General features: G+C 61.7%; 20 protein-coding genes and 1 pseudogene. 7 read left to right on the forward strand and 14 right to left on the reverse strand.

The annotated features are described in order from the left end of the window. The first annotated feature begins 1 nt into the window (after window position 1). Window positions 2–577: a DUF1349 domain-containing protein gene (locus AB5I78_RS15875; protein ID WP_369303128.1), complete on the forward strand. Its 576-nt coding sequence runs from the start codon at window positions 2–4 to the stop codon at window positions 575–577. On the opposite strand, the gene AB5I78_RS15880 is transcribed toward AB5I78_RS15875, so the two are convergent. Next, window positions 578–1,471 (reverse strand): LysR family transcriptional regulator, encoded by an 894-nt coding sequence (locus tag AB5I78_RS15880; RefSeq protein ID WP_369303129.1) that lies wholly within the window; start codon window positions 1,469–1,471, stop codon window positions 578–580. A gap of 49 nt (window positions 1,472–1,520) precedes the next feature. Beyond that, window positions 1,521–2,399: a LysR family transcriptional regulator gene (locus AB5I78_RS15885; protein WP_145161177.1), complete on the reverse strand. Its 879-nt coding sequence runs from the start codon at window positions 2,397–2,399 to the stop codon at window positions 1,521–1,523. Between the two features lie 127 nt (window positions 2,400–2,526). Between AB5I78_RS15885 and ampC the strand changes: the two genes are divergently transcribed. Next, window positions 2,527–3,681, forward strand: coding sequence for a class C beta-lactamase (gene ampC / locus AB5I78_RS15890; RefSeq protein ID WP_369303130.1), 1,155 nt, complete (start codon window positions 2,527–2,529; stop codon window positions 3,679–3,681). A 120-nt stretch (window positions 3,682–3,801) separates the two neighbouring features. On the opposite strand, the gene dctM is transcribed toward ampC, so the two are convergent. From dctM to AB5I78_RS15930, 8 genes are all read right to left on the reverse strand, one after another. Continuing rightward, window positions 3,802–5,082: a C4-dicarboxylate TRAP transporter large permease protein DctM gene (gene dctM, locus AB5I78_RS15895; protein ID WP_071487261.1), complete on the reverse strand. Its 1,281-nt coding sequence runs from the start codon at window positions 5,080–5,082 to the stop codon at window positions 3,802–3,804. After that, complete coding sequence (locus AB5I78_RS15900; protein WP_369303133.1) at window positions 5,082–5,714, reverse strand: TRAP transporter small permease; 633 nt, start codon at window positions 5,712–5,714, stop codon at window positions 5,082–5,084. The genes dctM and AB5I78_RS15900 overlap by 1 nt, the downstream gene beginning before the upstream one ends. A gap of 177 nt (window positions 5,715–5,891) precedes the next feature. Further along, complete coding sequence (locus tag AB5I78_RS15905) at window positions 5,892–6,875, reverse strand: TRAP transporter substrate-binding protein (protein ID WP_145161183.1); 984 nt, start codon at window positions 6,873–6,875, stop codon at window positions 5,892–5,894. Window positions 6,876–7,114: 239 nt separating this feature from the next. After that, entirely contained in the window at window positions 7,115–7,930 is an 816-nt protein-coding gene (locus AB5I78_RS15910) for a CoA ester lyase (RefSeq protein WP_369303134.1), read from the reverse strand. 15 nt (window positions 7,931–7,945) lie between these two features. Then, complete coding sequence (locus AB5I78_RS15915; RefSeq protein WP_369303135.1) at window positions 7,946–9,139, reverse strand: CaiB/BaiF CoA transferase family protein; 1,194 nt, start codon at window positions 9,137–9,139, stop codon at window positions 7,946–7,948. 9 nt (window positions 9,140–9,148) lie between these two features. Continuing rightward, window positions 9,149–10,498, reverse strand: coding sequence for an MmgE/PrpD family protein (locus AB5I78_RS15920; RefSeq protein ID WP_369303136.1), 1,350 nt, complete (start codon window positions 10,496–10,498; stop codon window positions 9,149–9,151). 10 nt (window positions 10,499–10,508) lie between these two features. Continuing rightward, complete coding sequence (locus AB5I78_RS15925; RefSeq protein WP_242198258.1) at window positions 10,509–11,672, reverse strand: acyl-CoA dehydrogenase family protein; 1,164 nt, start codon at window positions 11,670–11,672, stop codon at window positions 10,509–10,511. Window positions 11,673–11,700: 28 nt separating this feature from the next. Continuing rightward, window positions 11,701–12,519 (reverse strand): MaoC family dehydratase N-terminal domain-containing protein, encoded by an 819-nt coding sequence (locus tag AB5I78_RS15930; RefSeq protein ID WP_369303137.1) that lies wholly within the window; start codon window positions 12,517–12,519, stop codon window positions 11,701–11,703. Between the two features lie 254 nt (window positions 12,520–12,773). Between AB5I78_RS15930 and AB5I78_RS15935 the strand changes: the two genes are divergently transcribed. After that, window positions 12,774–13,664 carry a LysR family transcriptional regulator gene (locus AB5I78_RS15935; RefSeq protein WP_145161196.1) on the forward strand — a complete coding sequence of 297 codons (891 nt, stop codon included), beginning with the start codon at window positions 12,774–12,776 and terminating at the stop codon, window positions 13,662–13,664. A 32-nt stretch (window positions 13,665–13,696) separates the two neighbouring features. Then, the gene (locus AB5I78_RS15940) at window positions 13,697–14,185 is read left to right on the forward strand and encodes a GFA family protein (protein ID WP_145161198.1); all 489 of its coding nucleotides are present in this window, start codon (window positions 13,697–13,699) and stop codon (window positions 14,183–14,185) included. Window positions 14,186–14,651: 466 nt separating this feature from the next. On the opposite strand, the gene AB5I78_RS15945 is transcribed toward AB5I78_RS15940, so the two are convergent. Together AB5I78_RS15945 and AB5I78_RS15950 are read right to left on the reverse strand one after the other, a co-directional pair. Beyond that, the gene (locus AB5I78_RS15945) at window positions 14,652–15,929 is read right to left on the reverse strand and encodes an ATP-binding protein (protein WP_145166053.1); all 1,278 of its coding nucleotides are present in this window, start codon (window positions 15,927–15,929) and stop codon (window positions 14,652–14,654) included. Next, complete coding sequence (locus tag AB5I78_RS15950; protein WP_262211017.1) at window positions 15,930–16,637, reverse strand: winged helix-turn-helix domain-containing protein; 708 nt, start codon at window positions 16,635–16,637, stop codon at window positions 15,930–15,932. It abuts the gene before it with no gap. Between the two features lie 157 nt (window positions 16,638–16,794). Here AB5I78_RS15950 and AB5I78_RS15955 point away from each other — a divergent pair, with 157 nt between their 5' ends. After that, window positions 16,795–17,994: an MFS transporter gene (locus tag AB5I78_RS15955; RefSeq protein WP_369303138.1), complete on the forward strand. Its 1,200-nt coding sequence runs from the start codon at window positions 16,795–16,797 to the stop codon at window positions 17,992–17,994. Here AB5I78_RS15955 and AB5I78_RS15960 read toward each other — a convergent pair. Beyond that, complete coding sequence (locus AB5I78_RS15960) at window positions 17,950–18,552, reverse strand: tRNA-(ms[2]io[6]A)-hydroxylase (protein WP_145166050.1); 603 nt, start codon at window positions 18,550–18,552, stop codon at window positions 17,950–17,952. The genes AB5I78_RS15955 and AB5I78_RS15960 overlap by 45 nt on opposite strands. A gap of 156 nt (window positions 18,553–18,708) precedes the next feature. Between AB5I78_RS15960 and AB5I78_RS15965 the strand changes: the two genes are divergently transcribed. After that, window positions 18,709–19,572, forward strand: coding sequence for a universal stress protein (locus tag AB5I78_RS15965; RefSeq protein WP_369303139.1), 864 nt, complete (start codon window positions 18,709–18,711; stop codon window positions 19,570–19,572). 122 nt (window positions 19,573–19,694) lie between these two features. On the opposite strand, the gene AB5I78_RS15970 is transcribed toward AB5I78_RS15965, so the two are convergent. Next, window positions 19,695–20,165, reverse strand: coding sequence for a DUF1289 domain-containing protein (locus tag AB5I78_RS15970; protein ID WP_145166047.1), 471 nt, complete (start codon window positions 20,163–20,165; stop codon window positions 19,695–19,697). A 396-nt stretch (window positions 20,166–20,561) separates the two neighbouring features. Here AB5I78_RS15970 and acnB point away from each other — a divergent pair. Continuing rightward, window positions 20,562–23,170, forward strand: a pseudogene (acnB, locus tag AB5I78_RS15975) (bifunctional aconitate hydratase 2/2-methylisocitrate dehydratase). Window positions 23,171–23,277: the final 107 nt, after the last annotated feature.

The following is a 23,277-nucleotide window of genomic DNA, read 5'->3' on the forward strand; positions in this document are numbered from 1 at the left end:
GATGTTTGCCCAGGCTATCTGGCTCAACCCGCCACAACAGTGGACCCGCGATGACGACAGGCTGACGGTCACCACCGATGCCCACACCGATTTCTGGCGCGAAACCCACTACGGCTTTGTGCGTGACAACGGCCATTTTCTGTTTGTGCAAACGCCGGGGGAATTCACTGCCCAGGTGAAAATCCAGGGCGGCTTTGCGCACTTGTACGATCAGGCCGGGCTGATGGTGCGGATTGATGAAACGCAGTGGGTGAAGATCGGCGCCGAGCTGTCCGATGGCGTGACGCTGCTCAGCAGTGTGTTGACCGATGGCGTGTCGGACTGGGCCACTGGCGTGTTCCCCGGTGACCCGCAAGCCTTCTGGATTCGCGCAACCGTGGCCAACGGCGTATTACGCGTGCAGGTCTCGGTGGACGGCGTGAGCTGGCCGCAGGTGCGGTTGGCGCCCTTCCCTGTCGCGCCGTCGTATCAGGTCGGGCCGTACTGCTGCACGCCTGAACGCGGCGGCCTGGAAGTGCGCTTTTGCGAATGGCAGGTCAGCGCGCCGAACGGCAAATCGCTGCACGACCTGTCCTGACTAGCTGCGACTGCTCGCCACTTCCACGGCCAGTTCGGCGAAGTTGCGCGCGGCCATGCTCGGGTGCGGCGGCAAGGCCACCGCCACTTCGCACATCGGCATGTCACTGATCACCGGGAACGCCAACCCGGGCCGTGCGTAAAAACGTGCGGTGGAGAGTGCCGTGATGCTGATTCCGCGCTCCGACGCTACCGCCTGCAATTCGGTTTCCACCGTCGAGGCTTCGTGCACGATCCGCGCCGGTTGTCCGTTGCGGTAGGCATCGGCGGTCCAGTAACTGCGCCAGACGCCACTGCCCGGCGCGGCAATGATCGGCTCATCGAGCAGGTCATGCACGCTGACGCGGCTTTCGCCCGCGAGCCGATGGCTGGATGCCAGGCAGGCCACGCAAGGCTCGGCGACCAACGTGTGCAACTCGATCGCCGGCAGCCCCAACGGTGGGCGCAGCACCGCGACGTCCATGCCGGCATCGATGCCGGCCAGAGGTGAAGCGAAGTCGTACTCGCGCACCACCAGTTCGATCTCGGGGTAGCGCTTGGCGAACACGCTGAGGATCTGCGGCATCAGGTCGACCCCGGCGCCGATCAGGAAGCCCACGTTCAAGCAACCGCGCACACCGCGCGCGTGCTCGCGGGCGGTTTGCACCAAGCGGCCGACGCCATTCACAACTTCCCGCGCCTCCAGCAACAGCGCCTGGCCGGCGCCGGTCAGCGCAACGTTGCGGGTATTGCGTTCGAACAGCTGCACATCCAGCAGCGCCTCGAACTGGCGAATGGTCTGCGACAAGGCCGGTTGCGACACATGCAGGCGCGTGGCTGCGCGCACGAAGCTGAGCTCTTCGGCCACCACCACAAAGGCCTTGAGTTGACGGATGTCCACGCCGGAAGTCTGCATCGGCTCTCCTGTTGATCAGTTCGATGGCCCAGGTCGAGAATGGCACGAGTCAGGCGTCGGCGGATACGGCTTGCAGCCAGCCCTTGAACGCCAGCATCGCCGAGGTTTCGGCCCGCGACTGCAGACGCGTCAGCCAATAACTGCCGGTGGTAATGCCAACGTTGAACGGCTGGCGAATCACATCCGTCGCCAATTGCCGCGAGAACATCATCGCCGGGGCCAGCGCCACGCCGATGCCTTGCAGCGCCGCTTCCATCATTGCCAGCGACGAATCGAAGACGATGCTGCGCGGCACGACGGTGTCGGCGGGCAGGCCTGCGGCCTGGAACCATTGGGTCCACTCATCGGCGCGGTAGGAGCGCAGCAGCGTGTGTTTCAACAGGTCGGCCGGCGTGCGCAATTGCTCGGCCAGCGTGGGTGTACACAGCACGGTCAACGGCGCCGCCAGCAATTCACATGCGTCGGTGCCGTGCCAGGCGCCAGCGCCGAAGCGGATCGCGTAATCCAGGCCTTCGGCGGCCACGTCCACACGGTTGTTGTGGGTGGACAGGCGCAGGTCGATAAACGGGTAGCGCGCCTGAAAGTCCGGCAGGCGTGGCAGCAGCCAACCCACGGTAAAGGTGCCCACCGCGCCTACGGTGAGCACTTCGCGGTAATGCCCGCCTTCGAACTGGCTGAGCGTCTGGGCAATGCGGTCAAACGATTCGCGCACCACTGGCAGCAAGGTCTCGCCCTCACGGGTGAGCATCAAGCCGCGTGGCAGGCGCTTGAACAAGGTGACATTGAGTTGAACTTCAAGGCTTTTCACCTGATGGCTGACCGCCGCCTGGGTCACACACAGCTCAATGGCGGCCCGGGTAAAACTCAAGTGGCGGGCCGACGCCTCGAAGGCGCGCAAGGCATTGAGTGGCAGATGGGAACGCAGCATGCTTGACCCCAGATTTTCTAATGGCTGGTGCGAGATATGATCGTTTGATCGCGGCCGGCAAACTGCCTACATTTGCCCCGCCTGCGCAGGCTTTCTATTTAATCGATCACCTCATGGAAGCGACATCATGCCCCAACTTTCTCTGTTTGGAGTGCGTAATTTAACCGCCCTGGCCGTATTCATCGCTGCCGGCAACTGCGTGGCGGCAACTGACCTGCAGGCCGTGGTAGACGCCCGCGTAAAACCGTTGATGCAACAACAGGCCATTCCGGGCCTGGCGGTCGCCGTGGTCCAGAATGGCAAGGTGCAATACTTTAACTACGGCACGGCCTCAAAAGAGACCCAGCAGCCGGTCAGCGAAAACACCCTGTTTGAAGTCGGCTCGGTGAGTAAAACCTTCACCGCCACCCTCGGCGGTTACGCCCAGGCGACCGGCAAGCTCAAGCTCTCGGACACCGCCAGCCAGCACTTGCCCGCATTGGCCGGCAGCGCCTTCGACAAGATCAGCCTGCTGCAGCTGGCAACCTACACCGCCGGCGGCCTGCCCCTGCAATTTCCCGACGCTGCCGACAGTGCCGAGACCATGCTCGGCTACTTCCAGCACTGGAAACCGACTTACGCACCGGGCGCACAACGCCTGTATTCGAACCCGAGCATCGGGCTGTTCGGCTATCTGGCGGCGCAAAGCCTGGGCCAGCCGTTCAACGTGGCCATGGAAAAAACCCTGCTGCCCAAGCTAGGCTTGACCAACACCCACGTCAGCGTGCCCGCGGACAAATCCGCGCTGTACGCCCAAGGCTACGACAACAACCAGAAGCCCGTACGCGTCAGCCCCGGCGCGCTGGACAGCGAAGCCTACGGCATCAAGACCAGCGCCCAGGACCTGGCTCACTACGTGATGGTGAACATGCACCCGCAAACCCTGGAAAAGCCGCTGCAACAAGCGATTGCCACCACCCACGCGGGCTACTACGCCGTGAACGGCATGACCCAGGGCCTGGGCTGGGAGCGCTACCCTTACCCGGTCACGCTGCAAGCCTTGCTGGAGGGCAACTCCACGCCTATGGCAATGGAGCCGCACAAGGTCAATTGGCTGACGCCCGCACAGCCGCAACCGGCCAACGTGCTGTACAACAAAACCGGCTCGACCGGCGGTTTCGGGGCGTACGTGGTGTACGTGCCGAGCAAGGACATGGGCGTGGTGATGCTGGCGAACAAGAATTACCCCAACGCTGAACGGGTCAAGGTGGCGCACGCGATCTTGAGCGCGATGGATCACTAAAGCCTCGCACACATCAACTGTGGGAGCGGGCTTGCTCGCGAAAGCGGTGTGTCAGTCGGTGAAGATGTTGACTGACACACCGCTTTCGCGAGCAAGCCCGCTCCCACATTTCTGAACGTGTTACATCCCCAGCCAGTGCGGCAACGCCAGCGAAATAAACGGCAAGTAAGTCACCATAATCAGGAACACCAGCAGGATCATCAGCCACGGCAACGCCGCGCGGATGGTCTGCCCCAGGGTCAGGCCGGTCACCGCCGAGGTCACGAACAGGTTCAATCCCACGGGTGGGTGCACCAGGCCGATTTCCATATTCACCACCATCACGATCCCCAGGTGAATCGGGTCGATGCCCAACTTCATGGCAATCGGGAAGAAGATCGGCGCCAGGATCAACACAATGGCCGACGGCTCCATAAAGCTGCCCGCCACCAGCAACACGATATTGACCATGATCAGAAAGCCGATCGGCGTGAGGCCTTCAGAGATCACCCAGGCCGTGATTTCCTGCGGGATCTGCTCGGTGGTCAGCACGTGGGCGAACAGCATGGCGTTGGCGATGATAAACATCAGCATGATCGCCAGCCGCCCGGACTCCAGCAACACCTTGGGGCAGTCGCGAAATTTCATGTCCTTGTAGATGAACAACGCCACGAACGCCGAGTACACCGCCGCCACCGCTGCTGCTTCGGTCGGGGTGAACATGCCGCTGTAGATGCCGCCGAGGATGATCACCAGCAACAGCAAGCCCCAGAATGCGCGGCGCGCACAGGTCAGCCACTCACGAAAGGTCGCACGCGGTTGAGCCGGCAGTTTTTTGATGCGCGCAACGATGTAGATCGCGACCATCAACATCAACCCCAGCAGCAAGCCCGGAATCACACCGGCCATAAACAGCTTGCCCACCGAGGTTTCGGTGGCCGCCGAGTACACCACCATCACAATCGAGGGCGGAATCAGAATGCCCAGGGTCCCGGCGTTACAGATGATCCCCGCGCCGAATTCCTTCGGGTAACCGGAGCGCACCATGCCCGCCACGGCAATCGAACCCACCGCTGCCACCGTCGCCGGCGATGAGCCCGACAGCGCGGCAAACAGCATGCACGCCAACACCGCCGCAATCGCCAGGCCGCCACGGATGTGGCCGACACAGGCGTTGGCAAAGTCGATCAAACGCTGCGCCACGCCGCCGGTGGTCATGAACGCACCGGACAACAGGAAGAACGGAATCGCCAGAAAGGTGTAGGCGTCGGAGGTTTCAAACAGCTTGATCGCCAGCGAACTCACCGAGTCCTGGCTGAACATCAGGATCGACACCGCGCCGGACAGCCCGAGGGAAATCGCAATCGGCACGCCGAGGAACATGAACACGAACAGCAGCAAAAACAGACAGAGCACGGCCATCAGTGACGCTCCTCATGGCTGCCGGCCAACTTGCTGGCCTCGCCGGCCTCGTCGGCCAGGCCCAACCCGACCTGACGGTGGGTAAAGATGCGGTAGAAAATTTCCAGGTAGCGGATGAACACCAGGGCAAAACCGATGGGCACGATGATCACGATGTCGCCGACGTCCACGCCGTATTGGTCGAGGTCTTCGGCGCCAATATGGGCGGTCATTACCGCGATCACCCACTTGTAGCTGGCGACCATGAACAGCCCCGCGTAGGCCAGGCAGCACAGGCACGCGAGCATGCCGAGCAAGCGTTGCACCGGCCGCCTGGTCAGCTTGACCAGCGCGTCCACGCCAAGGTGGCCGGCGGTGCGCACACCGTAGGAGATGCCGAAGAAAATCAGCCAGCCGAACATGGCCTTGGTCAGCGCCACGCTCCAGGTCATGTCCTGGGCCCAGGTCATGGTGTGGTCGCCCAGGGCGTTGAAGAAGTTGCTGCTCCACGCCCACTTGTCCGCCAGGGAAAAGAACAGCGTGTAGATGTTGTTGAGCATGACGTAGACAAATGTCACCAGGGTCATGGCGGCCAGCAGGAAGGCGATAAAACCTTCCTCCAGGTGCTCCCAGACGCGCCTTAGCGTTTGCATGGCAAAACCTCGCGAAGCGGGAATGATGTCGGGGTGGAAATCGGCTCAACCTGTGGGAGCCGGGCTTGCCCGCGATGGGAGCAGCTCGGTTCTGCAGATACACCGAGTTGCCTGCATCGCAGGCAAGCCAGCGCCCACCTAAAGCCGTTTCCAAAGCAGGTTTGGGTGCTCGCCCAACTACTGGTTGGACGCGTCCGCCGCCTTGATCAGGTCGGCGCCAATCTCGCCTTCAAACTTCTGCCACACCGGGCGCATGGCTTCGCGCCAGAGCTGGCGTTGCTCGGGGGTCAGTTCGATAATTTCGCTGGTCTTGGCGTCGATGATCTTCTGCTTGGCCGACTGGTTCAGCGCCTCGGCCTGCTTGTTCACCTCCACAGTGACCTCGAGCATGATCTGGTCCAGGGTGGTGCGGATGTCCGGCGGCAGGCCGTTCCAGAACGTGGCGTTGGTGATCACCATGTAGTCGATCAGGCCGTGGTTGGACTCGGTGAAGTACTTCTGCACCTCGTTGACCTTCTGGCTTTCATAGTTCGACCAGGTGTTCTCGGTGCCATTCACGGTGCCGGTCTGCAGGCCTTGGTAGACCTCGGCAAAGCTCATCTTGCGCGGGTTGGCGCGGATCGCCTTGAACTGCTCCTCAAGCACGCTGGAGGCTTGCACACGGAACTTCAGGCCACGGGCGTCCTTGGGTTCGTGCAGGGCTTTGTTGGAGGAGAGTTGCTTGAGGCCGTTGTGCCAATAGGCCAGGCCGAGGATGTTCTTGTCTTGCATCGAGGTCAGCAGGGCTTTGCCCTGCGCGGCCTGGAAGCGGTCGACGGCGGCCAGGTCGTTGAACAAAAACGGCAGGTCGTATATCTGCACTTGCTTGGTGTACTGCTCGAACTTGGCCAGCGACGGCGCCAGCATCTGCACGTCGCCCAGCAGCAGCGCTTCCATCTCCTTGCCATCGCCGAACAGCGACGAGTTGGGGTACACCTCAACCTTGACCCGGCCCGGCAGGCGCTCTTCGGCGAGCTTCTTGAACAGCAGCGCGCCCTGGCCTTTGGGGGTGTTTTCAGCGACCACGTGGGCGAACTTGATCACAATCGGGTCCGCCGCCTGGGCCAGGCCCGCGGCAAACAACGTGGCGGCGCACAGCAGCGCCCGAGAAAGCTTGAGCATGGACAATCACCTTCTTATTGTTGTGTTGTAGGGCAAGGTGCCTGATGTCACGTGTGTAGTGAATTTCGAATTTTAGATACCTGCGTTCGGCTAGGACGAACGCCAATCTTCAGAACAATAAAGATCAAGTGTGGGAGCTGGCTTGCCTGCGATAGCGGTGTGTCAGGCAGTGGATTTGTTAGCTGAGCCACCGCAATCGCAGGCAAGCCAGCTCCCACATTTTGAGCCGGTTTAGTCAGTTAGCGTCGGGCTGCCAGCAACCTCTGCGCGCGCAGCAGCACCGGCGCATCCACCATCTGCCCATCAATCTGATAGGCCCCTGCCCCGTGCGCCCCGGCCTCTACCACGCGCTTGGCCCAGGCCAAATCATCGGCGCTCGGCGCCAGGGCCTCGTGGATCACCGCCACCTGCCTGGGATGAATACACAGCGCGCCGGCAAAGCCCATCTCGTAGGCGTGCCGGATCGAACGCCGTAAACCTTCAGGGTCATCGATAGCCGGGTGCACGCCATCCAGCGGCGCGACCAGCCCTGCCGCACGCGAATGCACGATCAACGCCAGGCGTGCCTGGTCGAGGGCGAACTGCGCGGCCGCGGAATGGCTGCTCAGGTTCAAGTCCAGCGCCAGGTCCAGGCCCCCGAACGACAGGCGCTCCACCTGCGGCGCCCGAGCGATTTCAGCCACCGCCAACAAACCCCGCGCACTTTCGATAATCGGCCAGATCACCTTGCCGGTGGTCGCCACCACGGCGACCTGCGCCGCGCTCTCGACTTTGGGCAACAGCACGCCTGCCACATTTGCATGGGCTTTGCAGAACGCCACGTCTTCGAAATGCTCGGCATGCTCCGGCGCGTTGATACGCACCCACACCTGGGCCTCGGGATGGCCTTGCAGAAACGCCCCGAGGTTATCCCGCGCCTGGCGTTTGAGCGGTTCTTCGACCGCGTCTTCAAAATCGACAATCACCGCATCGGCGCCACTGGCCAACGCTTTGGCAAACCGCTCCGGGCGACTGCCGGGCACAAACAAGGCCGAACGAACCAAAGGCTTTGGCATCACTTGAATTCCTTATTAGATAACGCCGCGTGCACGCAGAGTGTCGATGATTTCACCCGAATAGCCGAGCTGATCAAGGATGCTCTGGCTGTGCTGCCCGAGTGCCGGCACTGCATCCATCCGTGGGGTAAACGCGGCATTGCGCGCCGGTGGCAGCAGCGACGGTAACGGCCCGGCCGGGCTCTGGACTTCACGCCAGCTGTCGCGCGCCTTGAGCTGCGGGTGGTCCCACACGCCCTGCATGTCGTTGACACGCGCACTGGCAATCTGCGCGTCTTCCAAACGCTGGATCACCGCCTCGGCGTCCAGCTGCGCAAAGCTATCGACAATGATCTGGCGCAGCACTTCACGGTTGGCCGAACGCTTGAAGTTGGCCGAGAAACGCTCATCGGTAGCCAATTGCGGCGTGAGCAGCACCTTGTCGCAGAACGCCGCCCACTCGCGTTCGTTCTGCAACCCGAGCATCACCGTGCCGCCGTCGCCGGTGGGAAACGGCCCATACGGGTAAATCGTCGAGTGCGCCGCCCCGGCGCGCGGGGGTTGCGGCGCGCCGTCGAACGCGTAATACATCGGGTAGCCCATCCACTCCACCAGGCTTTCGAGCATGCTCACATCGATGCGGCTGCCCTTGCCCGTTTTGCCGCGCAGCAGCAGTGCCGAGAGGATGCCGCTGTAGGCGTACATGCCCGCAGAAATATCGGCGATGGAACAACCGGCCTTGGCCATCTGGTCGTCACCGGGGCCGCCGGTCACCGACAGAAAGCCGCCCTCGCTCTGGATCAGCAAGTCATAGGCCTTTTTCTTCTCGTAAGGCCCGCCTTCGCCATAGCCGGAAATATCGCAGACGATCAGCCGTGGGAAACGCGCGTGCAGCGCTTCAAACGACAAGCCCATGCGCGCCGCCGCGCCGGGTGCGAGGTTCTGCACCAGTACGTCGGCGTCGGCCAGCAGGGTGTCGAGGATAGCGCCCGCCTCGTCCTGCTTGAGGTCCAGGGTCAGGCTTTCCTTGGAGCGGTTGGTCCACACGAAATGCGAGGCCAGGCCGCGCACGCGCTCGTCGTAACCACGCGCAAAATCACCGGCGCCAGGGCGTTCGATCTTGATGACGCGGGCGCCCAAATCGGCCAGTTGCCGCGTACAGAATGGCGCGGCAATCGCGTGTTCCAGGCTGACGACAGTGATGCCGTCCAGCGGTCGTTGATTATTCATCACAAATCCTCAAAGCCAGTTGGCCATGGACGCGGCGTTACGCAGGTTCCAGGCCTTGTCGATCAGTGCATCCGCCTGGGCCGGCGTGCGGGCGCCGCTGAAGTGGGTCAGGCGCTGAAACTTGTCCGCCAGCGCCTCACGGCTCAAGGTGTTGCCCGGGTCGCCCTTGGGCTCATCAATGGCGCCGTGCAGCGTGCGCCCGTCGGTGGTGGTGACGGTGACGCGGCCCAGCCAACGTTGCGGGTAGGCGCCGTCCACTTCAGGGTCCAGCGTCATGCTGACCTTGTCGCGAAAGTTCGCAACGGCGGGATCGGTCAGCGCCAGCTGGTGAAACTCGGCGAGCCCGGCCTTGCCATGCACGGCGATCAGGCCGAGCACCGTGCCCATGGAAAACTTGGCCTGGTGCACGGTCGCGGGCACTGCCACGCGGCCCAGAACATCGATGGCGCCCTGGTGCACACGGGTTTGCACGCGGGCGATCTGCTCAGCGCCCAGCCCTTCGCGCTGCATCAAGTCCAGCAGCGCATCGGCGGCAGGATGGGTATGGCGGCACGAGGCGTGGAACTTGAACGAGGTTTCCAGCAGCGCCCAGCGCGTGCCCAGGTCGGCCGACAATTTGCTCGGCTGCGCATCACTGGACATGCCCGCCGCCAACCCTTGGTCGCCTTCAAGAATATTGCGCGCGCCGGTCAGGCCGTCTGCGGTCAGGTACGCGGCGAGCAAGCCATCGGCGGCAGCCTTGGCGGTGTGCAGTTGCTTGGAGTCGGCGGCATCGCGCAGGAACTCCCAAAGGCCGGCGGCCTGGGTGCCGGCGCTGCCGAGCAGGTTGATGAATTGTTCTTCGTTGAAATCCAGCAGCTTGCCCACCGCAACGGCCGCCGCCAGGGTGCCGACAGTCGCCGTGGTGTGGAAGATACGGTAGTGAGAACGCCCCATGAATTCGCCGATGCGAATCCCGGCTTCATAACCGGCCACCGAGGCCAGCAGCAACTCGCGGCCGGATTTGCCGAGGTCTTGCGCGGCAGCCAAGGCAGCCGGAAACACCACGGTGGCCGGGTGCAGCACCGAGCTGTTGTGCAGGTCATCCTGCTCCACCAGATGGGACGCGGCGCCGTTGACCAGCGCGGCGAAATACGCGCTGCTGCTGGCGCCACTGACGATGATCTGCGCCGGGCCGCTGCTCGGGCCCATCTTTTGCGCGTAGCGCTCGAACAAAGGAATCGGGTGCGCGCCTTTGCTCGCCAATGCAGAGGCGAGCCAATCCAGATACAGGTCTTCGGTGCGCGCCAGCACGTTTTCGGGCAACTGTTCGTAGTTCAACTCGGCGAGGAACCGACACAGGGCTTGGGTATGGCTCATGGTCAGGCCCTCAGAAACTGCGTGGCAGTTCGAGCAAATGCTCGGCCACGTAGGACAGGATCAGGTTGGTGGAGATCGGCGCCACCTGGTACAGGCGGGTTTCGCGGAATTTGCGCTCCACGTCGTACTCGCAGGCAAACCCGAAACCGCCGTGGGTTTGCAGGCAGGCGTTGGCCGCTTCCCACGATGCCTTGGCTGCCAGGTACTTGGCCATGTTGGCGCTGGCCCCGGCATTCTGGCCGCTGTCGTACTCCGCGCATGCGCGCCAGCGCATCAGGTCCGCTGCCTCAATCTCGATGTGCGCTTCGGCAATCGGGAACTGCACGCCCTGGTTCTGCCCGATAGGCCGGCCAAATACCACGCGGTCGCGGGCATAAGCGCTGGCCTTTTCGATAAACCAGCGGCCGTCGCCGATGCATTCGGCGGCAATCAGCGTGCGCTCGGCATTCAGGCCGTCGAGGATGTATTTGAAGCCCTTGCCCTCCTCGCCGATCAGGCTGCCCTTGGGCAGCTCCAGGTTGTCGAAGAACAGCTCGTTGGTTTCGTGGTTGACCATGTTGGCGATGGGCTGCACGGTCAGGCCGTTGCCGATGGCTTCGCGCAGGTCCACCAGGAAGATCGACATGCCCTCGGACTTTTTCTTCACCTCGGCCAGTGGCGTGGTGCGCGCCAGCAGGATCATCAGGTCGGAATGCTGCACGCGCGAGATCCAGACTTTCTGGCCATTAATCACGTATTTGTCGCCGCGCTGAATCGCGGTGGTCTTGATCTTGGTGGTGTCGGTGCCGGTGGTGGGCTCGGTGACACCCATCGATTGCAGACGCAGTTCGCCGCTGGCGAGCTTGGGCAGGTAGAAGCTTTTCTGCGCGTCGCTGCCATGGCGCAGCAAGGTGAACATGTTGTACATCTGGCCGTGAACGGTGCCGGAATTGCCGCCGCAGCGGTTCACTTCTTCAAGAATCACCGAGGCTTCGGCCAGGCCCAGGCCGGAGCCGCCGTATTCTTCCGGGATCATCGCCGACAGCCAGCCGGCGTCGGTCAGCGCTTTGACGAAGGCTTCGGGGAAGCCTTTTTGTTCGTCGATCCTGCGCCAGTAAGCGGCATCGAATTCGGCGCACAGGGCGCGCACGCCTTCGCGGATGGCATTGAGTTCTTCGTTGTCATTGGGGTTCATTAACGGCTCTCCGCCTGTTGTTCTGGTGTTATTCGAAATGCAGTTCGGCTGTTTGCGCCACGCCCTCGGCATTGCCGGCCCACAACTGCGCCACGCCGGGTGCCGTCACGCGCCCGCTCAGCGCAAACGGCTGCGGCGCGATCAACGGGCGCACGCCGCGATAGGCCAACCGGCGCAGGCTGGCTTGCGGATGGGCGCGGCAAAACGCGCGCAGGCTCAAGGTGGCGATCAACGGCCCATGCACCACCAGGCCCGAATAGCCTTCGGTGCCGGTGACGTAGGGGTAGTCGTAATGGATGCGGTGGCCGTTGAAGGTCACGGCGCTGTAGCGAAACAGCAGGGTTGGCGTGGGCTCGACGGTCTCCTGCCATTCACCCTGGGCCAGTGCCTCGCCGCTGCCCTGCTTGGGTGGCGTGGGTTCGCGGTAGACAATGTCCTGTTCTTCGCGAATCGCCAGGCGACCGCCCTGGGAATAGTCATGGCGCACGGTGACAAACAGCAGCGAACCGGTGCGGCCGGTCTTTTCTTCGACCTGAGTGATGGTCGATTCGCGGGTGGCCGCCTCACCGGCGCGCAAGGCGTGCAGGAACTCGATGCGCCCACCGGCCCACATGCGATTGCGGTTGTCCGCCGGCGGCAGGAAGCCGCCACGCGCCGGGTGGCCGTCGGTGCCCAGGGCCGATTCGGGCAACGGGTCTTGAAAAAAACACCACTGCCACAACGGTGGAACGGCCTCGCCATCCTGGGGCACCGCTTCGCCGAAGGTCGCGGCAATACGCTTGAGCAGGTTATGGCTCAGGTGGTCGTGGGCGGTTTCACTTCGGCCGATCCAATCGGTGGCGCTCATCGGTTACACATCCTCTGGCAGTGGTGGTCTGCCCCGGATCATGCAAGCGCCTGCCCGTTCTGAGAATTTGCATTTCAATAAACCAGCGTTCGGTTATGCTGAACGCCGCTTGTCACACCTCCAATCCACTGTGGGAGCTGGCTTGCCTGCGATGGCGATTTGTCAGGTTGCACATGCATCGCCTGATCCACCGCTACCGCAGGCAAGCCAGTGCCCACAGTTGATCTTCACCGTTGACCAAATAGGTGTTTTGCATGCACTTCGATCTCGCCGACCTGCGCCTGTTTATCCATATCGCCGAATCCCCCAGCCTGACCCAAGGCGCGAAACGCGCGTTTCTCTCGCCCGCTGCCGCCAGTGCGCGGATCAAGGCGCTGGAAGGCCAGCTCGACACGCGCCTGCTGTACCGCGACAGTCGGGGCGTGGAGATCACCCCGGCGGGCGAACGCTTGCTGCACCATGCGCGGCTGATCATGCGCCAGGTGGATTACCTCAAGAGCGAGTTCACCCAATACGGCGTGGATTCGGCCGGGCATATCCGCATCTTCGCCAACACCACGGCGGTCACCGAGTTTTTACCGGAGGTGCTAGCGGGCTTTCTGTCCCAGCGTCCCGGCGTGACCGTCGACCTGCAAGAGCGCCTGTCGCGCGATATCGTGCGCGGTGTGCTCGATGGCACCAGCGACATGGGCATCATCGCCGGGCCGGTTGAAGCGGCAGGTTTGCAGGTGCTGCATTTCAGTACCGATGAACTGGTGCTGATGGTGCCCGTGGGTCATCCGTTGGCCGATCAGCCTTCAGTGACGCTGGAACAAACCCTTGCCTACCAACATATCGGCCTGCACGAAGGCAGCACGTTGTTAACCTTTTTGCGCGAGCACGTGGAACGGCTTGGCAAGCATTTGTCGCTGCGTATCCAGGTGTCGAGCTTTGAGGCGATCTGCCGGATGGTCGAGGCTGGCGTGGGCATCGGCATCATTCCCGAGTCTGCCGCCGTGCGGCACAGCCGGACCATGCAGTTGGTGGCGGTCAAACTGGATGAACCCTGGGCCATTCGCGAGCGCAGTATTCTGGTGCGGGAACTGGAAGCACTGCCGGGCACCATTCGGGCGCTGATTGCTACCCTGATGCCGCAAAGCGCCTAAGCTGAACAGTCACCTTGCCAGAGGAGACTGCCATGCAACTCGAAGGATCCTGCCATTGCGGCGCCGTGACGTTCAGTCTGACCAGCCAGCACCCGTACCCCTACCAGCGCTGCTACTGCTCGATCTGCCGCAAAACCCAAGGCGGCGGCGGTTATGCGATCAACCTTGCCGGTGATACGCAAAGCCTGAAGGTTCAGGGGCGCAAACAGATTTCGATCTACCACGCCAGGCTCAAGCCCGAGGGCGCCAGCCGTGCACATGCGAGCACCGCCGAACGGCATTTCTGCTCGCAATGCGGCAGCGCACTGTGGCTGTTCAGCCCGCAGTGGCCGGAGCTGATTCATCCGTTCGCCTCAGCCATCGACACGCCATTGCCGGTGCCGCCGGAACACACGCACTTGATGCTCGGCTCCAGGGCGCCCTGGGTTGAAGTCAGCGTGCGCAAAGGCGACCTGCAGTTCGACGAATACCCCGAAGAATCCATCGCCCAATGGCATGAACGCCTCGGGTTGACCCGTTAACAGTCTTTGACCGTTTCCCGACAAAGCGCCCAAAGATTGTTGGCCCGCGCAGCCCTAGCATTCGAAGTGCATCAGGTAGATAGGTGTGCTGCTCGTTTGTACTCGGTCAAAGGTGGGAGCTGAACTCGGTCAAATTGTGGGAGCGGGCTTGCTCGCGAAAGCGGTGTGTCAGTGACACATGAGCTGACTGAACCACCGCCTTCGCGAGCAAGCCCGCTCCCACAGTTGGATCTCTGTGCATCAGGTAGATGGGTGTGCTGCTCGTTTGTACTCGGTCAAAGGTGGGAGCTGGCTTGCCTGCGATGGCATCAACCCGGTGTACCTGATACACCGAGGTGCCTGCATCGCAGGCAAGCCAGCTCCCACAGAAAAGCCAAGCATTGCAGTGCTGGCAGCTGAACGCGGTGAACTTGTGGGAGCTGGCAAGGCCTCTCCCACATGGGCATTGCTGAATCCACGCCAAGCCTTACTCGGCATACGCCCAGGTCATTCGAAACGACGCTCCGCCCCACTCCGAATCCAGCACTTCCACTTGGCCGCCATGCCACTGGCTGACCCGTTTTACCAAGGCCAGGCCCAGGCCGAAGCCGCCTGTGCGGCGGTCGCGGCTGGCGTCGAGGCGCAGGAAGGGTTCGAAGATCTTTGCCCGCCCTTCCATCGGCACACCCGGGCCGTCGTCATTGACGCGCACTTCGTAACCGCTGCCAAAACTGATCAACGACACTTCGACACGGCGCTCGGCGTAGCGAATGGCGTTGCGCAGCAGATTGATCACGGCACGCGCCATAAAGCGCGGTTCGATTTGGATAAAGTCGACCTCACAAGTACGCAGCGACAGCTGCACGCCGGCCGCCTCAGCCTCCAGGGCCACGCTGCCGATCACGCTGTCGAGCCAACTGTGGGCCTCGATGTTTTCACGGGTAACCTGGGTGGCGCCGCGCTCCAGGCTGGCGTAGGTCAACAGTTCGGAAACCATTTCCTCCAGTTCGCCCAGGTCGGCGTACATGTCGGCGATCAGTTCACGGCTCTGGCGCGGGTCGGCCTGCTGTCTGAGTTGATCAAGCTCGAACGACAAGCGCGCAATCGGCGTGCGCAGTTCGTGGGAAACGGCGTTGGTCAGTTCGCGCTGGTTGGCGATCAGGCTTTCGATGCGCTCGGCCATCTGGTTGAAGTGCCCGGCCAGCTCACGCACGGTGGAACGGCGCGGCAGCAGGATGCGCGACGCCAGGTCGTTGTCGCCAAAGCGTTGCGCGGCCAGCCGGATATGCTCCAGGTCGCGCCAGTGCGGGCGAACCCAGAAATACAGGACGATGGCCAGGCACAAGCCGAGAAAACCATAGGCCCACAGGTACAGCCACTTGGGCTCTTCCGGCAGTTTGATTTCCAGCAGTTGCGGCCCGCCGTCGATATTGGTCAGGAACTCCATGAAATCCCCGCGCACCACCAGCAAGCCGTCGGCCAACAGCTGCTGTTCGCGCTCGGTCAGCGCCTGGGTGTCGCTCTGCACCAGCTTGAGGCGCAAACCATAATGAGGCTGCAGTTGGGCCAGGCGCGCCTGCCGGGCCTCGCCTTGCAAGGGCCGCAACTGCTCCACCAGGCCATAGGCCGGACCGCGCAGCGCCTCGCGGTTATAGGTTTCGTTGGCCTCGGGCAGTAACTCGTCGAAGGTGTAGTTGACCAGCCAGATCGCGCCCGCCAACCCCAGCGCCAGGATCACATACAGGCGCAGAAACAGCCGCAGCATCTAAACCTCCCACGCAAATGGATTGAACAGATAGCCCTTGCCCCAGATGGTCTTGATGCACACCGGCTCACGCGGGTTGTCATTGAGTTTGCTACGCAGTTTGCTGATGTACACGTCGACGCTGCGGTTCAGGCCATCGAAGGCAATGCCGCGCATGCGGTTAAGAATGTCGTCGCGCGAGAGGATCTTGCCCGCGCTGCTGGCCAGCAGCCAGAGCAGTTCGAATTCCATGGTGGTGAGGTCGATCTTCTCACCGGCCAGGCTGACCACCCGGCAACTGCGGTCAATCGCCAGCCGGCCAAACTCCAGCGAGCCGCGCACGGTGGGTTCGGGCACCTGGCGACGTTGCAGCGCACGCAATCGCGCCAGCAGCACCGGAGGTTTTATGGGTTTGATGACGTAGTCGTCGGCACCGGACTCAAGGCCGAGGATATGGTCCAGGTCGTCTTCCTTGGCGGTCAGGATCACGATGGGCGTGTCGGACAGGTTACGAATCCCGCGACACACGTGCAGGCCGCTCTGGCCGGGCAGCATCAGGTCGAGCACGACGATTTTCGGCTTGAAGTCGAGAAACGCCGCCAGGGCTTCGTCACCGCGGTGCACCACCCGCACCTCGAAACCGTGTTGCGACAGGAAGTGCGCGATCAGCCCTGCCAGCTTTTCATCGTCCTCAACGAGCAAGACCTTGCCCAGACCCAGGTTTTCCATAAATTCTCAGTGTGGCTGCGCGGATTGAAGTGCGGGCATTATAGGTGGCAAGCTGCTCAACAGAAGCCGCTGGCCATCAGTGGCCGATCAAGCTTCATGCTTTTAAGAGTTTTTAACAAATAGCCTGCAATCTTTAACGCCATTCACAGGGAGTTGTATGCGCAAGGATTACCTGGCGTTCTTTGTTTCGCTGTTTCTGTCGCGGCTGGCGGACCAGATTCTGTTGTTTATCGTGCCACTGATCGTGTTCCAGACCACCCAGAGTGTGTCCTGGGCCGGCCTGGCGTTTTTTGTCGAGTCACTGCCGCGTTACCTGGCCTTCCCGGTGTGTGGCGCGGTGTGCGACAAGATTTCACCAGTGCGCATCCTGCATATCAGCCAGGTTTACCGGGCGCTGGCCTGCGTAGTGGCCGTGGCCTTGTACAGCGTGTTCGACGGCATTTACTGGATTGTCATGCTCTCGGCGCTGTGCGGCGTGCTGACCACCCAGGGCATCATGGCGCGTGAAGTGTTGATGCCGCATATTTTCAAGCAGTACACCTACGCCAAGACCCTTTCCTATTCACAAATCGCCGACCAGAGTGGCCTGGTGCTCGGCCCGCTGCTGGCGGCGCTGATGCTAGAAGTGTGGGCCTGGCATTGGGTGGTGCTGGGGGTTGCCGGGCTGTTTGTGCTGGCGGACCTGGCCATGCTGCTGTGGCAGCGCACCAGCGCGGTGAGCCTGCCAACCTTCGAGCAGCACCGGGACATCTGGCTGCAACCGCTGCGCATTGCCTTCGGGCATATCCGCATGCTCGCCGAATTGAAGCGGATCATCACCCTGGCGGTGGGCGTGAACCTGATTATTGGCGTGACGCTGGCCACGTCGGCGGCGATGGTCACCGGCCACTATGGCGCCGGCAAGGATACGTACGCCCTGCTGCAAGCCGCGGGCGCGGTGGTGACGATCGGGATTCTGTTTTACCTGGCGCGCGCAACCTTGCCGTTGAAGGTACTGGGCGGCCTGTCGTATTCGATGATCGGCGTGGGCGCACTGATCACGGCCATCAGCCCCAGCGTATGGGCCTACACCTTTGGGTTCCTGCTGATCACCGGCTTCGACAAGATGTTTAACCTGTACCTGCGCAGCACCCGTCAGCGCGTGATTCCGGTACAGGATTTTGGCAAAACCGTGGGCGTGATCACGCTGCTCAACAACCTGTCGCAGCCGTTGGCGGGTTTGTTGATTGGCGTGCTGGCGGCGCCGCTGGGCACAAAAACGGTGATCCTGCTGCTGACCGGGATCACCGCACTGCTGGGCGTGGCCGTCGCCTCAGGCTGGCACGCCACTGTGAAAGCGGAACTCGATGTCGGGTGATTCGATCAGCGCCTGCTCGGTCGCCCTGACCCTCTCGATCACTTGGGCGATGTCTTTGGCGTCGCCGTACTGGTAGGCCAGTTTCAAATAACCCTGGAAGTGCCGCGCCTCGCTTTTGAGCAAACCGAAATAGAACTTGCCGAGTTCTTCGTCCAAATGCGGCACCAGTGCTTCGAAACGCTCGCAACTGCGCGCTTCAATGAAGGCGCCGACCACCAGGGTGTCCACCAGTTTGACCGGTTCATGGCTGCGCACCACTTTGCGCAAACCCGAGGCATAACGGCCGGCGTGCAGTTGGCGCAGCTCGACTTTGCGCTTTTTGATCAGGCGCATGACTTGCTCGTGGTGCACCAGCTCTTCGCGCGCCAAGCGCGACATCATATTGATCAGGTCAACATGCGCGTGGTACTTGGCAATCAGGCTCAAGGCGGTGCTGGCGGCTTTGAATTCGCAGTTCTTGTGGTCGATCAGCAGGGTTGCCTGATCGGCCAAGGCAGCCTGGACCCAGGCGTCGGGGGTGCGGCAACCGAGGAATTCGTGGATTTCGGGCAGGTTCATCGGGCTCACGGGCAAAAGGATCACAAAAGGGCGCCGATTATACCGACCCCGCCGCAGACCACCAGCCACTGGCTTTGATGTGCATCAACATGACGTCTGGCGGGCAGCAACTATAGTTGTGCAAGGCCCCTTTTTTGCGTCTCTGGAGATCCGTCCATGCAAGCTATCCGCAGCATCCTGGTGGTCATCGAGCCCGAGCACTCGGAAAGCCTGGCGCTCAAGCGCGCCAAGCTGATCGCCGGGGTCACCGGCGCGCACCTGCATTTGCTGGTCTGCGACAAGAAACACGAGCATTCGGCGCTGCTGAGCCTGCTCAAGTCCGGCCTGCATGAAGACGGCTACAGCGTGACCACCGAGCAGGCGTGGAATGAGAGCCTGCATGAAACCATCATCGATGTGCAGCAAGCCGAGGGCTGTGGGCTGGTGATCAAGCAGCACTTCGCCGACAGCCCGCTGAAAAAGGCCTTGTTGACGCCGGCCGACTGGAAGCTGCTGCGCTATTGCCCAACGCCTGTGCTGCTGGTGAAAACCTCGACGCCGTGGGCCGACAAGGTGGTGCTGGCGGCAATCGATGTGGGCAACCACGACAGTGAACATCAGGCGCTGCACAACACCATCATTGATCACGGCTTCGAAATTGCGAGCCTGGCCAAGGCGCAATTGCACGTGATCAGCGCCCATCCCTCGCCGATGCTGTCGGCCAGTGACCCGACGTTTCAGCTCAAGGAAACCATCGAGGCGCGCTATCGCGAGCAGTGCAAGGCGTTCCAGGCCGAGTTCGATATTGACGACACCCATCTGCACATCGAAGAAGGCCCGGCGGATGTGCTGATTCCCCATGCGGCGCATAAGTGGCAGGCGGCGGTGACGATTATCGGCACCGTGGCGCGCACCGGGATTTCCGGGGCGCTTATTGGCAATACGGCGGAAGTGGTGCTGGATGCGGTGGAAAGCGATGTGCTGGTGCTCAAGCCGCAGGAACTGATGGATCACCTGGAAGAACTGGCGACCAAGGCCTGACCCACTGAAAATCCCTTGTGGGAGCGGGCTTGCTCGCGAAAGCGGCGGATCAGTCAATTAATTGATTGGCTGACACTCCCTCTTCGCGAGCAAGCCCGCTCCCACATTTTCGCTGTGTGGTGTCAGCCAGCAAATGCATCGTTGAGGAAACCCGGGGCGATATAGCGCTGGTAGTGCGCCTCCGAGAGGATAAAAAACTCCCGATCAATCGCATCGCGCAGCTCCGGCAACGCCCAGTCGCGAAACTCTGGCAGCAGCACCATGCCATAGGCTTCCAGGTTGGAAATCACCCGCGCGCCACGGGCGATCAATTGGTAGGCCCAGCAGTACTCGGACTGGTGCGGCACAAAGCGAATCTTGCGCTGCTCCAACTGCCCGCGCAGCATCTTGGGGTCGAACACTTCAAGTTTACCGGCCATCACTTGCACCAGCAGTTGCTCGAGCCGCAGCCAGACCGCGCGTTTTTCTTCCTCGTTATAGCCATTCCACAGGATCACTTCGTGGTGGAAGCGCTTGCAGCCACGGCACACGAGGTCGCCGTAAACCGTGGAGCACAGGCCGACGCAGGGGGTCTTGATGGTTTGGTTGGGCATAGGCAACGACACACAAATCCGCGAAACAATGCCGCATGTTAGCCCTTTGTCTAAGGTTGATCACCCAGCAAACTTGGTTAGGCAACTTACCTTTAGATTTTTTTTGCCGTAGAATCATCCGGCCTTGTAAGGCGCCAATAATCCGCTGGAAGCTGTTTTCAAAGCGTCACGAGCACAGTCGTTCCTTCAGAACGGTGTTGGCGATGGTTATTACCCGGTAGGTAAATGCCAGCGCCAACCCTCATCAGCTCCGTTCTGCAGGCGTAAAACTTTGAAAGCAGCTTCTGTGAGGAATGCCGGCAGCGCTGGCTTTGCGGCCCAAAAAGCCCCCGAGCGCATGCGTGCCGTTCATTTCTGGATGAGCGTCCCGTGGGACCACTGATGAGGGTAATAACTGTGCTTGAAGCCTACCGCAAACATATCGAAGAGCGTGCAGCACTGGGTATCGTTCCCCAGCCGCTTAACGCCGAACAAACCGCAGGCCTGGTCGAGCTGCTGAAAAATCCCCGGCTGGCGAAGAAGAATTCCTCGTTGACCTGATCACCAACCGCATTCCACCAGGCGTTGACGAAGCTGCCTACGTCAAGGCCGGTTTCCTGTCTGCCCTGGCCAAGGGCGAAGCCACTTCTCCCCTGATCGACAAAAAACGCGCGGTTGAACTGCTTGGCACCATGCAAGGCGGCTACAACATCGTGACGTTGGTCGAGCTGCTGGACGACGCCGAGTTGGCGCCTGTCGCTGCCGCCCAGCTCAAGCACACCCTGCTGATGTTCGATGCGTTCCACGACGTGGCTGAAAAAGCCAAGAACGGCAACGAGCACGCCAAAGCCGTGCTGCAATCCTGGGCTGACGGCGAGTGGTTCAAGAACCGCCCTACCCTGGCCGACAAGATCAGCCTGCGCGTGTTCAAGGTCACCGGCGAAACCAACACCGACGACCTGTCCCCTGCCCCGGACGCCTGGTCCCGCCCTGACATCCCGCTGCACGCCCTGGCCATGCTGAAAATGGCTCGCGAAGGCATCGTGCCGGACGAGCAAGGCAAGACCGGCCCGATGAAGCAGATCGAAGAGATGCGTGGCCAAGGCTTCCCGATCGCCTACGTCGGTGACGTGGTCGGTACCGGTTCGTCGCGTAAATCGGCGACCAACTCCGTACTGTGGTTCTTCGGCGACGACGTTCCTTACGTGCCGAACAAGCGCGCTGGCGGCTTCTGCTTCGGCAGCAAGATCGCTCCCATCTTCTACAACACCATGGAAGATGCCGGCGCACTGCCAATCGAATTCGACGTCACCAACATGAACATGGGCGACGTGATCGACCTGTACCCGCATGCTGGCAAAGTCTGCAAACACGGCACCGATGAAGTCCTGACCACCTTCGAAATGAAGACGCCGGTGCTGTTGGATGAAGTCCGTGCCGGCGGCCGTATCCCGCTGATCATCGGCCGTGGCCTGACCGAGAAGGCACGCGCCGAACTCGGCCTGCCGCCTTCGACCCTGTTCAAACTGCCGGAAGCGCCGGCTGAAAGCGACAAGGGCTTCACCCTGGCGCAAAAAATGGTCGGTCGCGCCTGCGGTCTGGCAGAAGGCAAAGGCGTTCGTCCTGGCACCTACTGCGAACCGAAGATGACCACCGTGGGTTCCCAGGACACCACCGGTCCCATGACCCGTGACGAACTCAAAGACCTGGCGTGCCTGGGCTTCTCGACCGATCTGGTGATGCAGTCGTTCTGCCACACCGCGGCTTACCCCAAGCCGATCGACGTGACCACCCACCACACCCTGCCTGACTTCATCATGACCCGTGGCGGTGTATCGCTGCGTCCAGGCGACGGCATCATCCACAGCTGGCTGAACCGCATGCTGCTGCCGGACACTGTCGGCACCGGTGGCGACTCCCACACCCGTTTCCCGATGGGCATCTCGTTCCCGGCCGGTTCCGGTCTGGTCGCGTTCGCCGCAGCCACCGGCGTCATGCCGCTGGACATGCCGGAATCGATCCTGGTGCGCTTCAAAGGCAAAATGCAACCGGGCATCACCCTGCGTGATCTGGTTCACGCCATTCCTTACTACGCGATCCAGGCTGGCCTGTTGACCGTAGAGAAGAAAGGCAAGAAGAACGCCTTCTCCGGTCGCATCCTGGAGATCGAAGGCCTGAACGACCTGACGCTGGAACAGGCTTTCGAGCTGTCCGACGCCTCGGCCGAACGTTCGGCTGCCGGTTGCACCATCAAGCTGTCGAAAGACTCCGTCACCGAGTACCTGAACTCCAACATCACCCTGCTGCGCTGGATGATCGGCGAAGGCTACGGCGATGCACGTACCCTGGAACGTCGCGCCCAAGCGATGGAGGCCTGGGTTGCCAACCCTGAGCTGATGGAAGCCGATGCCGACGCGGAATACGCCGAAATCATCGAAATCGACCTGGCTGAAATCAACGAGCCGATCCTCTGCGCACCCAACGACCCGGACGATGCCCGTCTGTTGTCCAGCGTTGCCGGCGAGAAGATCGACGAAGTGTTCATCGGTTCGTGCATGACCAACATCGGTCACTTCCGCGCGGCCGGTAAGTTGCTGGAACAGGTCAAGGGTCAGCTGCCAACCCGTCTGTGGCTGTCGCCGCCGACCAAGATGGACGCTCACCAACTGACCGAAGAAGGCTACTACGGCATCTACGGCAAGGCTGGCGCGCGCATGGAAATGCCGGGCTGCTCGCTGTGCATGGGTAACCAGGCACGCGTAGAACCGAACTCGACCGTTGTGTCGACCTCGACCCGTAACTTTCCGAACCGTCTGGGTGATGGTGCCAACGTCTACCTGGCCTCGGCTGAGCTGGCGGCAGTGGCCTCCACGCTGGGTCGCCTGCCGACCGTCGAAGAGTACATGGGCTACGCGGCCAAACTGGACACCATGGCCAGTGACGTTTACCGCTACCTGAACTTCGACCAGATCGCCGAGTTCCGCAAAATCGCAGCAAGCGCCAACATCCCGGTGATTCAAGCCTAAGGTGTGTTGACATAAAGGACGCCGCGTATCGCAAGGTACGCGGCGTTTTTTTATGCCTGGAATACAACCTCGACACCACCACAAAATACCTGTGGGAGCTTTGCACT

Source organism: Pseudomonas sp. N2-3-1-14, assembly GCF_041228395.1.
Lineage (GTDB): Bacteria > Pseudomonadota > Gammaproteobacteria > Pseudomonadales > Pseudomonadaceae > Aquipseudomonas.